The sequence below is a fragment of the Pedobacter sp. BMA genome (genome assembly GCF_001027745.1).
GTDB lineage: Bacteria > Bacteroidota > Bacteroidia > Sphingobacteriales > Sphingobacteriaceae > Pedobacter.
The window spans coordinates 329,946-342,531 of the sequence record NZ_LECU01000007.1 but is presented as its reverse complement, the minus strand read 5'-3'; the positions used below and the strand labels follow the sequence as shown (position 1 = coordinate 342,531).

The 12,586-nt window shown below is 42.8% G+C and carries 8 protein-coding genes; all 8 read left to right on the top strand.

Annotated elements, in window-relative coordinates; translation table 11 throughout:
* Positions 1-46 precede the first annotated feature (46 nt).
* On the top strand, positions 47-2,785 hold the full coding sequence (locus AB669_RS17850) for an alpha-L-rhamnosidase (protein WP_047800778.1): 2,739 nt from the start codon (positions 47-49) through the stop codon (positions 2,783-2,785).
* Positions 2,786-2,821: 36 nt separating this feature from the next.
* Positions 2,822-3,490, top strand: coding sequence for a DUF3826 domain-containing protein (locus AB669_RS17845; protein WP_231582705.1), 669 nt, complete (start codon positions 2,822-2,824; stop codon positions 3,488-3,490).
* A 102-nt stretch (positions 3,491-3,592) separates the two neighbouring features.
* Complete coding sequence (locus tag AB669_RS17840) at positions 3,593-4,720, top strand: exo-alpha-sialidase (RefSeq protein ID WP_047800690.1); 1,128 nt, start codon at positions 3,593-3,595, stop codon at positions 4,718-4,720.
* A complete protein-coding gene (locus tag AB669_RS17835; protein ID WP_047800689.1) occupies positions 4,717-6,141 on the top strand; it encodes a hypothetical protein in 1,425 nt (474 codons plus the stop codon). The genes AB669_RS17840 and AB669_RS17835 overlap by 4 nt, the downstream gene beginning before the upstream one ends.
* 6 nt (positions 6,142-6,147) lie before the next feature.
* Entirely contained in the window at positions 6,148-7,044 is an 897-nt protein-coding gene (locus AB669_RS17830) for a sugar phosphate isomerase/epimerase (RefSeq protein ID WP_047800688.1), read from the top strand.
* Positions 7,045-7,047: 3 nt separating this feature from the next.
* Positions 7,048-9,549, top strand: coding sequence for a right-handed parallel beta-helix repeat-containing protein (locus tag AB669_RS17825; RefSeq protein ID WP_047800687.1), 2,502 nt, complete (start codon positions 7,048-7,050; stop codon positions 9,547-9,549).
* Between the two features lie 29 nt (positions 9,550-9,578).
* On the top strand, positions 9,579-10,664 hold the full coding sequence (locus AB669_RS17820) for a Gfo/Idh/MocA family protein (RefSeq protein WP_047800686.1): 1,086 nt from the start codon (positions 9,579-9,581) through the stop codon (positions 10,662-10,664).
* A gap of 310 nt (positions 10,665-10,974) precedes the next feature.
* Complete coding sequence (locus tag AB669_RS17815) at positions 10,975-12,564, top strand: sodium/solute symporter (protein WP_047800685.1); 1,590 nt, start codon at positions 10,975-10,977, stop codon at positions 12,562-12,564.
* Positions 12,565-12,586 lie beyond the last annotated feature (22 nt).

Below are 12,586 nucleotides of genomic sequence, written 5' to 3'. Positions count from 1 at the left end.
TGCGCGAATCTGTGAGATCAGCGGGAGACAAAAAATAACAAGTGTAATGAACATTAAAACCTACATATTCATCATCAGCATTTTTTTGCTGTCACTAACGAAAGTGATGGCACAAATCTCCTTGCAGCACACCACCTGCGAGATGCTGGAAAATCCCCTAGGTATTGATGTAAAGAGACCCCGCCTCGCCTGGCAAATTATCTCGAAAGAGCGCAATGTAACCCAAACCGCCTATCAGATTTTAGCGGCCTCTTCACCAGAACAACTGTCACAGAATGAAGGTGATTTATGGAATTCCGGGAAGGTAAACTCCGCTGAATCCATTCATGTGGTTTACGACGGAAAAGCTTTATCCAGCCGTTTAAAAGTCTACTGGAAGGTGAAAGTGTGGACCACTGCCGGTCAGAGTGAATGGTCGGGCAACAACTTCTTTTCGATGGGTTTGCTGTACTACAAAGACTGGCCTAAAGGCTGGATTGGTTTCGACAGGGCTTTTCCGTGGGACAACATTAAAACTGATTCGAGACTATCGGCAAGGTATTTCAGAAAAGAATTTCAAAGCCCGAAAACCGTAAAGTCTGCAACAGCTTCTGTGATCGGTTTGGGCTTATATGTACTTTATATCAACGGAAAAAAAGTGGGTGAAGATGTTTTGTCTCCATCCCCAACGGACTACAGCAGAAACGTAAAATATAATACCTATGATGTAACCAGCTATATTCAATACGGAAAAAATGCGGTAGGTGCAATTTTAGGGAATGGCCGCTTCTTTGCTATGCGGCAGAATGAAAAGCCTTATAAAATTAAAACATTTGGGTTTCCCAAAATGCTGATGAACATCAACATTGTTTATAGCGACGGAACAACAGCAAATATCGACACGGATGATGGCTGGAAGGGCACAGCTGACGGACCAATCAGAACCAATAATGAGTACGATGGCGAGGAATATGACGCGACTAAAGAGGCCTCTGGCTGGAACAAAGTTGGTTTTGATGATGGAAAATGGTCAAAAGCAGAGTTTGTTCAGGAACCTGCCGGTACTATAGAAGCGCAAATGAATGAGAACATGCGGATTATGAATACAATTAAACCGGTATCCATTTCCAAAATCTCAGGAGGAAGGTATGTTGTAGATATGGGGCAGAACATGGTTGGCTGGTTGCAGATGAAGGTAAAAGGAGCCAAGGGGCAGCAAATTAAAATGCGTTTTGCAGAATCGCTTCAGGAAAACGGCGAGCTTTTTACGGCCAATCTTCGCAATGCTAAATGCACCGACTTATATACGCTAAAAGGTGGCGAGCAGGAAACCTGGGAGCCGACTTTTGCTTATCGCGGATTCCGGTATGTTGAACTCACAGGCTACACTTATGCACCTTCGCTAAATGACTTCTCGGGAAAAATGATTTACGATAACATGCAGACTGTAGGAACTTTTCAAACCTCAAATGCTTTGATCAATCAGCTATTTAAAAACGCCTGGTGGGGTATTGCCGGAAATTATAAAGGAATCCCGATTGATTGTCCGCAACGCAATGAGCGTATGCCGTGGTTAGGCGACAGAGGTGCCGTGGCTTATGGGGAGAGTTTTCTGTTCGATAACGGCAGATTTTACACGAAGTGGTTGCAGGATATCAGAAATTCGCAAAAAGAAGATGGAGCGATTCCGGATGTGGCACCAGCTTTTTGGAGGTATTACAGCGATAACATGACCTGGCCCGGTGCCATGCTTCTGGTTACGGAAATGGTATACAAGCAAACCGGTGATGTGACTGCGGTTCGCGACAATTATCCTGCAATGAAAAAATGGCTTTCGTATATGCAGGATCGTTATATGCAGGATTTTATAATAACAAAAGACAGTTATGGCGACTGGTGTATGCCGCCAGTAACCATCGAAGCCGGAAGAGCCAAAAGCGCAGATAAAAAATATCCCTCAGCGTTGATCTCAACCGCTTATTATTATCATTTTACCCAGCTAATGAGGCAATTTGGACAGGCTTTGGGAAATGAGGCAGATGTAAAATACTATCAAATTTTGGGTGATAAAATCAAAGATGCCTTTAACCGGAAATACTATAATGATCAGGGTTATTATGCTTCGAATGCTTTAACAGATAACATCATTCCACTGTATTTCGGCATGGTGCCTGCGAACAAGGTAGCGCAGGTTTTCAAAAATATAACTTACACCATCGAGGTAACGAATAAGGGACATTTAAGCAATGGTTTGGTCGGAATTCAATGGCTAATGCGCTGTTTGAATGATTATGGTCGGCCTGATCTGGCCTATACTGTGGCGACTCAAAAAACATATCCCGGTTGGGGTTACATGGTGGATCAAGGTGCCACCACCATATGGGAGTTATGGAATGGCAACACCGCCGATCCTAAAATGAACTCACAGAATCATGTGATGATGCTCGGCGATTTGTTAATCTGGTATTATGAAAATCTTGCCGGAATCAAATCGGAAAGCAACGCTTTCAAGAAGATCATTATGAAACCGGAAATGATCAACGGATTAAACAGTGTAAACGCAAGTTACCGATCAGTTTATGGAACAATTAAAAGCAATTATACCAAAACAGCCAGCCAGTTTAACTGGAATATAACGGTGCCACCGAATACCTCGGCATGGGTTTATATTCCTGCAAATCAGAAAAATGAGGTTTCAGAAAAATTGAAATCGGTAAAGGATTTGAAATTTATAAAAATGGAGGATAATCACGCGGTTTACGAGCTAGGATCGGGCGATTATTCTTTTGTAGTGGATAAGAAGTAATTTAACCAGTTTAGTGTTAACAGGAAAAAAATAAAAATGATGAGAAAGTTCTTAAAGCCAGTCATGCTACTCACAATGATACTAAGCACAGTTAGTGTGTTCAGTCAAACCAAAGATGTTATAGTTTCCGACGATATTCTTACTAAAGCCAATGCATTTGCTGATATTTTGAATTTAACTGATGGGGGGAAAAAGACGGCCGTTGCGCATATCATTGCAGTACACCTGACTACCGTAAGAGACTGGCACAATGAGCATCCATCGTCAACCGTTCCGGATGGTATAAATCCGGTTACCGGTAATAAGTTAAGCGATCTGGATAAACAGATCATTGCCGATTCTGCGATGCCCGCTACCGTGCATCAGGCGTTAATGGAAGGTTTAAATAAAAACCTGTCTCCTGATCAGGTAGAAATTATATTGGATCAATATACTATTGGCAAAGTGGCTTTTACCATGAAGGGTTATAAAGCCATCGTTCCTGACCTTACTGCTGATGAGGAAGCCAGGATTCTGGGCTTTCTTAAGCAAGCCCGGGAACAGGCAGTTGATTATAAAAATATGAAAGAGATATCGGCAATTTTTGAGATCTATAAAACGAAATCAGAACAAATGTTGAACAATAATGGCCGCAGTTGGAGAGCACTTTACAGTGCCTACACGAAGAAAATAAAAGAAGAAAAAGCGGCAAAACAGAAACAGTAGAGCTATCTACACCAAATAAATATTATTAGGGCATGTAATGGCGAACTTGCAGCTTTTATTCGCTTCAATTCCTTACATGGTAAAAAGAAAAACAATGCTAATATGTTAAAGAAAATTTTAACCATATCAATTGTCATTTTTACGCTGAGCGCTAAAGCCCAGGTTGAAAAATGGCAGAAAGGAATCGTAAAGCACGAATTTCTGTATGATAAGGCGCCTTTCCCATCCTGCCATTCAGCAACGATTACAGAGACACCAACGGGGCTGGTAGCCTCATTTTTCGGTGGAACCAAGGAACGGAATCCTGATGTAGAGATATACATCAGTCGCTTTGTTAATGAAAAATGGCTCCCGCCCGTTTCTGTAGCAAATGGCATTCAGCCCGATGGTAAAAGATTACCCACATGGAATCCGGTTCTATATCAGGTTCCAGGCGGAGATTTGTTATTATTCTACAAAATCGGACCAAAACCGTCTGAGTGGTGGGGTTTAATGCGGACTTCCAAAGATGGCGGAATCACATGGTCTGAGGCAACAAAACTGCCGGCAGGGTATATCGGGCCGGTTAAAAACAAGCCTGTTTTACTAAGCAATGGGAACCTTTTTGCACCATCAAGCAGAGAAGGCGATGGGTGGAAAATTCATTTTGAGGTCACCAAAGACAATGGCAAAACATGGAGGACGGTAGGACCGCTTCCTGAGAATGGAATCAAAGCCATTCAGCCCAGCATCCTGCAGCATGGAAACGGGAAATTGCAGATTTTAGCCAGGACAGCAAACCGGGCCATTGTCGAATCCTGGTCGGATGATAACGGTGAAACCTGGTCGGCATTGACGAAAACTTCTCTCCCTAATAATAATTCCGGAACGGATGCCGTAACCATGAAAGATGGTCGCCAGGTTTTGGTGTACAACCATGTTTTACCTCCCGGAGATTTAGCTAAAGGGCCGAGAACCCCTTTAAATGTTTCCATCTCCAAGGACGGGAAAGCATGGTATGCTGCATTGATTCTGGAGGATTCTCCAATCAGTCAATATTCTTATCCTGCCGTAATTCAAACTTCAGATGGCCTGCTACATTTCATCTATACCTGGAGAAGGGAAAAAATTAAACATGTAGTTGTTGATCCTTCGAAACTGAAGCTGAAGAAAATTAAAAATGGGATATGGCCAAAATTAAATGGCTATACCGCTCCGGTTATTACAGAAACTAAAAGCGAAGAACCATGAGATTATACCGGTTTATTACGCAAGGGATTATTCCTGCCATACTGATTACCCTGATACTTTCTGGGTCTGATTTGCTCTTTGCGCAAACCCAAAATACGGATAACCTTTATAAGAAGCCTTTGGTGGAGGTGTTAAACGAAATTCAAACCCGGTTTAAGGTTCAGATAAAATATTCCGCGCCGCAGGTTAAAGATAAATGGGTAAATTATGCCGAGTGGCGTTTCAGGGCTAATGTTGATGAGACCCTGGCCAATGTATTGACGCCACTGGATATGAAAGTAAACAAGGAAAAGCCTGGTGTGTACAAATTGAAAGAGTACGAATACTACCGCTGGGAGGTTCAGGATGGCTGGAACTATCTGGATACGCTGGCAACAAAGTACCATGATAAAGCCAGCTGGGAGAAGCGCAAAGCGGAAATCAAGCCTGAGCTTTATCAGGCTTTAATGTTGTCTCCTTTACCGGCAAAGCCTGTAGCTAAACCCATCATCACATCAAAAAGAATTTTCGATGGCTATTCTGTCGAAAATATCGCGCTGGAGATTTTACCGGGGGTATGGATCAACGGTTCGCTCTATAAACCCTTGAATGCCAGAGGTAAAATCCCTGTGGTATTAAGTCCCGACGGGCACTGGGAAAAACAGCGGTACAGACCCGATTGCCAGATCCGTTGCGCCACAATTGCCAGGATGGGAGCAATGGCTTTTAGCTATGATTTGTTTGCATGGGGTGAATCCATGTTGCAGTTTAAATACGAAGACCACCGCCGTAGCCTGGCACAAACGGTACAGACACTGGGTGGAATCAGGATTCTGGATTATTTTACTTCACTGAAAGAAACAGATACCACCCGGATTGGCATTAGTGGTGGGTCGGGTGCCGGAAGTCATTGTATCTTAATGACGGCAATGGACAACAGAATTAAATTAAGCGCACCTGTGGTAGCCATGTCATCCTACTTTTATGGGGGCTGCCCCTGTGAAAGCGGGATGCCTATCCATCAATGCGGCGGCGGAACAGACAACGTTGAACTGGCAGCAATGGCCGCGCCACGGCCACAACTACTGGTATCAGATGGTGGGGACTGGACTGCTCACACGCCACAGCATGATTTTCCTTACCTGCAAAAGATGTACGGGTATTATGGGGTGAAAGATCAGGTAGAGAATGTTCACCTGCCTGATGAGAAGCATGATTTTGGCATCAACAAACGCATTGCTCTTTACGATTTTTTGATTAAAAATTTTAAGCTTAACGGTACTGCAGTGAAGGATAAGTCAGGTAAGTACGATGAAACCAAGGTAACCGTTGAAAAAGAAAATGCCCTGTATGTATTTGGCGATAAAGGCGAAAAACTACCTAAGCATGCTTTAATGGGTTTCGAAAACCTTGAGAAGTTATTTCCAGGAGCAACTAAATAGAAGATTATGGAGCAGCAGAACAGGAGAACCTTTATAGCAAATGTAGCTTTGTTAACCGGCACTTTGATGTTTCCAGATCAGCTGCTACTGGCAGCTGCAAAAAAAAGCAGATATAAAATTGCGGTAATCGACCTGATGATCCTAAAACGTCAGAAAATTAGTGCCTTACCCTTAACTAAAGAAATTGGCGCTGATGGACTGGAGATAGACATGGGGGGACTGGGCAACCGGGACACTTTTGATAATAAACTGGCTGATCCCAAAGTGCGTCAGGAGTATCTGGATAAAGCCAGAGAACTGAATATCAAAATCTGTTCACTGGCAATGACAGGCTTTTATGCACAGTCGTTCGCCAAACGTCCCACTTACCAAAGGATGATTCAGGATTGTCTGGATACTGCGAAAGCGATGAATGTGAAAGTCGTTTTTTTGCCTCTAGGCGTGCAGGGTGATCTGGTCAAAAATCCAGAGTTACGGGATCCGATAGTGGAGCGGTTAAAAGTAGCCGGGCAAATGGCTTCGGAGGCGGGAATTGTAATTGGTATTGAAACTGCATTAGATGCTGGTGGCGAACTTCAATTATTGAAAGCGGTGGGCTCGAAATATGTGAAAAGCTATTTCAACTTTTCCAATGCCATTAAAAATGGACGTGACCTACATCAGGAACTCAGGATTTTAGGTAAGAAAAACATCATACAGATTCATGCAACCAACGAAGATGGCCTGTGGTTGCAGAACGACCCGAAAATTGACCTCAGGCAAGTGAAAGCAACACTGGATGATATGGGGTGGAAAGGTTGGCTGGTGGTAGAAAGAAGCCGCGATGCAAGTCAGCCAACCAATGTAAAATATAATTTTAGTGCAAATACCAGTTACCTTAAATCGGTCTTTCAAGCCAAGTAATTTATGAAACAAATTAGCCTGATCATTTTGTTGATATACAGTTTACTGTGCTTTAGTGCAAGCGCAGCAGACATTTACGTTGCAAAGAACGGTTCTGATTCTAATTTGGGTTCGATAGAGAAACCTTTGGCCACCCTTCATTCGGCTATTAGAAAAGCCAGGGAACTCAGACGGTTAAACGATCCTTCGATTAAAAATGGAATCAGAATTTTTCTGGACAAAGGCGTTTACCAGCTGCATGAACCTGTTGTTCTTCGTCCTGAAGATTCAGGGACAAAAGAGAGCCCGACGGAAATTATAGCTACCGAAAAAGTTGTTTTAAGCGGTGGGGTGAACATTAAAGGATGGAAAAAACTGTCAGGAACAGTTGCAGGATTGCCTAAAGCTGCAATAGGGAAATTATGGGTGGCAGATATACCGAATTTTGATGGGAATGGACTATTGTTCCGGCAACTTTGGGTGAACGGCAATAAAGCCGTTCGGGCCAAAAACTACAATGGCGATGCCATGGGTCGAATCCTGGCATGGGATAAGAAAAATCAGACCTGCAGGATTCCTCTGCAAAAAAACGGGAGTTTATCACATATCAATGGTATGGAAATGCTCATTCACCAATGGTGGGCCATTGCAAATCTTCGTGTTAAATCTGTAAAAGTTACAGGTAACACCGCCGAACTTTCCTTCATGCAGCCAGAAAGCAGAATACAATCTGAACATCCATGGCCAGCTCCCTGGATATCGGAGAAAACAGGGAATTCGGCTTTCTACCTCACCAATGCCATTCAGTTTTTAGATGAGCCTGGTGAATGGTTTGAAGACATGCAGAAGCATAAACTTTATTACTGGCCAAAAGCATCTGAAAATATGCAGCATGCCGATGTTGTTGTACCTGCCCTGGAGAACCTGATGAAGATTGAAGGAACAACCGACCATCCGGTTACATTTGTCAACTTCAAAGGAATTTCTTTTGAGCACGCTACCTGGTTGAGACCATCCCGACAGGGGCATGTTCCGCACCAGGTAGGTATGTATATGTTGGACGCTTATAAACTAAATAAAGCAGGAACGCCTGACAAACCTAGCCTTGAAAATCAGGCCTGGGTTGGAAGGCCGGCTTCAGCCGTTGAGGTGAGTTATGCAGATCATATTTCTTTCGAATCTTGCCGATTTGAGCATATGGCTTCAACGGGACTGGATCTCAGAAAAGGCACTGCTGACAATCAGGTAAAAGGTAACCTGTTTAAAGATATTGGTGGTACAGCAATTTTAGCAGGAACATTTTCGGATGAAGCAACTGAAGTTCACTTGCCCTATAACCCTTCAGATAAAAGGGAAATTTCAACCAATGACGTGATCGAAAACAATCTCATTACAGATGTAACCAATGAAGACTGGGGAGCCGTTGGTATCGGGGCCGGTTATGTTCGTGGAATTAAAATATCGCACAATGAGATTTCTGACGTTTCCTATTCGGGCATCAGTGTAGGCTGGGGCTGGACAAAAACGGAGAACGCAATGAGAAACAATACCATCAGTGCGAACAAAATTCATCATTATGGTAAGCATATGTATGATGTAGCAGGCATTTATGCCTTATCGGCCCAGCCGGAATCAATTATTACAGAAAACGTGATAGATAGCATTTATAAAGCACCCTTTGCCCATCTTCCTGAACATTGGTTCTACCTTTATACAGATGAGGGTTCATCCTATTTCACTATTAAAAATAACTGGACACCTGCCGAGAAGTACCTGCAGAATGCAAATGGCCCGGACAATTTATGGGAAGGTAACGGGCCAAAAGTGTCTCAGAATATTAAACAAAGTGCCGGTTTACAACAGCCTTATCAATACCTCTTGAAAGAGAAAGCTGCTTATTCCAATCGCGGGATTAATCAGGCTGAAGATAAACCGGTCGTGTTCGAATTGATTTTTAAAGATGATTTACCGGGCAATAAAACCCTGGAAAAGTTTGCCATGGAGAATAATCTGCTGCAAAGTTCAATCTATAAGTGGAATAAGCGCCTGGTGATTTATACTTCAAGCCTGAAAGTAGAGAGTTTAACACAAACCTTGAAACGCCTGGATGCGTCAGAAATCAAGCTTTACGACAATATGTTTTATGATTTCAACAGAGAAAAAAACTGTGGCGATAAATCTGTAGCGGAATGGGATAATATCATTTTATCGGCCAATCTGGTTAAAGATGAAAAGATGCAGAAAGAGTATCTTGATTACCACAAAACCCAGTTCGAAAAGTGGCCGGAAATATCGAAAGGATTCTGTAATGCTGAATTTCAGCGACTGGCTATCTTTAAAAAAGACAGACAGCTGATGTTAATCATCAGTATTCCGAAAGGAAAAAAATTAGATGATTTAAATCCAAGAACCACTTTGAATAATCCGAAAGTGGATGAATGGAATGCCATAATGAAAAAATACCAGGAGGGAATTGCGGGGACAAAACCTGAACAGGTTTGGGTGTTTTTTAAACCGATTGAATAAACGACGACTAAAGAAATAAATAAAATATCATGTTAAGATTAGGGATCCTAGGTTTAGGAGAGGGCAGAAGTACAATTTCTGCATCATTGGCGAGCAAGAAGTTTAAGCTCATTCAAATTTGCGATGCCAATAAAAAGCTTTGTGAGGAACGTGCTTTAGAGTTTGATTTTGAAAACTGGACAACGTGTTATGAGGATATGTTAACCAGTGATAAAATCGATATGATCGCCATTTATACCCCCGATCATCTGCATTTCGAACATATCAAACTGGCTTTGCAACATGGAAAGCATGTGGTGTGTACTAAGCCTTTTATCGACGATTTAGCACAGGCCAATGAGCTGCTGGAACTTGCTAAGAAATCCAGAAAGAAAATCTTTGTCGGTCAAAGCTCGCGCTTTTTTGAGCCTGCTATGCGTCAGAAAAAGGATTTCGATAAAGGTTTAATTGGGGAACTGATTACAATCGAAAGTCATTATCATGCCGATCACCGCTGGTTTTTGGAAAAAGGCTGGTCACTGAAGCAATCTTTTAAATGGTTGTATGGTGGTTTAAGTCACCCGGTTGATTTTATCCGCTGGTATATGCCCGATATTGAAGAGGTGATGGGTTATGGAATGCTAAGTAGCAATGGCTTGAAAGCAGGACTTAAAAATCAGGATACCATGCATTTCATTTTCAAAGCAAAAGATGGCCGGATTGCGAGAGTGAGCGGCGCTTATACCGGACCAACACAACCGGCAAGCCGCGATAGCGGAATGAGCTGCATTTTACGCGGAACTGAGGGCGCTAGTCAGGCCGATTACCATGAACTGCGCTACTCTGTAACTACAAAAACCGGTGAGGAAAAAATCATTACCTGGGGCGATTCAACTTTAAAACACTATTTCCGTTTCGAAGGACAAAGCCACCATGCAGGAGAATATCAGAATTACCTGGATTATTTTGCCGATAGCATCAATAATAAATTTACCGCTTACCCTGATTTGAAGGAAGGGATTGGAACGGTGGCATTGTTACAGGCTATGGATAAATCGATGGAAACGGGATTGCCTGTGAAGATTGACGATATCCTTAAAGCCAATAATATTACTAGAGAATCGATAGGGTTGTAGCTTTTCGATAAAACAGCCACTGAAACACAGAGAACACGGAAGAAGGAATTTATTTATAAAGAGAAAAAATACTCCGTGAATTCAGTGCTTCCGTTGCAAAAAATACAAGAGAATCGATAGGGTTGTAGCTTTTCGATAAAACAGCCACGGAAACACAGAAAACACGGAAGAAGGAATTTATTTATAAAGAGAAAAAATACTCCGTGGATTCAGTGCTTCCGTGGCAAAAAATAAATGAGAACCGATAGGATTGTAGAAATCCCGTCATTGCGAGTTATCCTAACCTAAACCATACTAACCAAATAAACCAATGGGAAACATTGTTGAACGATTAACCGGCCTGGATTACCTCATCGTGGTCGCCTATGTGATCATTTTGATCATCATCGGGTACAGGGCCAGTTTCTCAAAAAAGAAAAGCGAAGACGAAACTTTATTCCTCGCAAACAAATCATTAAACTGGTCGAGCATCGGCTTCAACATGTGGGGCACAAACGTTGGCCCCTCTATGCTGCTGGCCTTTGCCAGTATTGGTTACAGTACGGGCATTGTGGCCGTAAACTTCGATTGGTATGCCTTTATATTTTTATTCCTCCTGGCAATTGTTTTTGCCCCGAAATACCTGGCAGCTAAAGTAAGTACCATGCCCGAATTTATGGGAAACCGTTACGGCGATTCTACACAGAACATTCTGGCCTGGTATGCCCTGGTGAAGATTTTAATTTCCTGGTTGTCATTAGGCCTGTTTGCCGGGGGCTTCCTGGTCCGCCAGATTTTAGGCATCCCCATGTGGCAGTCAGTTACGGTTTTAGTCGCTTTCGCAGGCTTATTTACTTTTTTTGGCGGCTTAAAAGCCATTGCAAAGGTAAATGTCTTCCAGATGATTTTATTGATTGCCGTTTCCCTATCTCTCATGCTTCTGGGTTTAAATAAAGTGGGTGGAATCTCCGCATTGTATGCGAAAACACCTCATCATTTCTGGAATTTAATTCAGCCAGCCAGCGACCCAAAATACCCCTGGTATGCCATCTTACTGGGATATCCCGTTGCTGCTGTAGCCTTTTTCTGTACCGATCAGTCAATGGTTCAATCGGTTTTAGGGGCAAAAAATTTAAAACAAGGCCAGCTGGGCGTGAGCTTTATCGGCTGGCTCAAAATCCTTTCTTTACCACTTTTTATTGGTACGGGAATTTTATGTTATGTGCTGTTCCCAAACCTGAAAGATCCAAACGAAGCCTACATGACTATGGTGACCAGTTTATTCCCGCCGGGCATGAACGGTCTGGTAATCGTAGTATTGATTGCTGTTCTGGTAGGAACGATCGGATCCTCGCTCAATTCGCTGAGCACCGTTTTTACTATGGATATTTATGTGAAGAAAATCAATCCGCAGGCCAGCAATAAGCAGATTATCCGTATTGGAAGATGGGCTGTAGTGGCCGGTTGTATATTCGCTGTGATTGTAGTGTTGGCCATCGATAACATCAAGGGGTTAAACTTATTCGACGTTTTTCAATCGGTGCTGGGTTTTATCGCTCCTCCGCTGTCAGTGGTTTTCCTGCTCACCGTGTTTTGGAAAAGAACAACCAGAAAAGCAGTGAATTTTACGCTGTCCATCGGCTCAATTCTTAGTCTGAGTATCGGCGTTACTTATCTCTGGATCCTGCCACCGGGTGAATATAGTTTCTGGCCACATTACTTGATGCTGTCTTTTTTCATTTTCGCCGGACTCCTGATCATTGCAGTGTTGATTTCCGTGCTGGACAGATCGCCAAGTATTTATACAATTAATGCCGAGCATCAGGCTAACGTCGAGAAGCCCCAAAGGGCAGTCTGGATCTCCTGGGTGGCCCTGGCGATAGTAATGCTATTACTCTATTTATTCTTCAACGGACATTAACCGGAACTCCGGAGCCGGGTGT

Bases quoted from the DNA above. Each gene is read 5' to 3' on its own strand.
- AB669_RS17815 (WP_047800685.1), top strand. From the start codon at position 10,975: ATGGGAAACATTGTTGAACGATTAACCGGCCTGGATTACCTCATCGTG.
- AB669_RS17820 (WP_047800686.1), top strand. From the start codon at position 9,579: ATGTTAAGATTAGGGATCCTAGGTTTAGGAGAGGGCAGAAGTACAATT.
- AB669_RS17835 (WP_047800689.1), top strand. From the start codon at position 4,717: ATGAGATTATACCGGTTTATTACGCAAGGGATTATTCCTGCCATACTG.
- AB669_RS17845 (WP_231582705.1), top strand. From the start codon at position 2,822: ATGATGAGAAAGTTCTTAAAGCCAGTCATGCTACTCACAATGATACTA.
- AB669_RS17830 (WP_047800688.1), top strand. From the start codon at position 6,148: ATGGAGCAGCAGAACAGGAGAACCTTTATAGCAAATGTAGCTTTGTTA.
- AB669_RS17840 (WP_047800690.1), top strand. From the start codon at position 3,593: ATGTTAAAGAAAATTTTAACCATATCAATTGTCATTTTTACGCTGAGC.
- AB669_RS17850 (WP_047800778.1), top strand. From the start codon at position 47: ATGAACATTAAAACCTACATATTCATCATCAGCATTTTTTTGCTGTCA.
- AB669_RS17825 (WP_047800687.1), top strand. From the start codon at position 7,048: ATGAAACAAATTAGCCTGATCATTTTGTTGATATACAGTTTACTGTGC.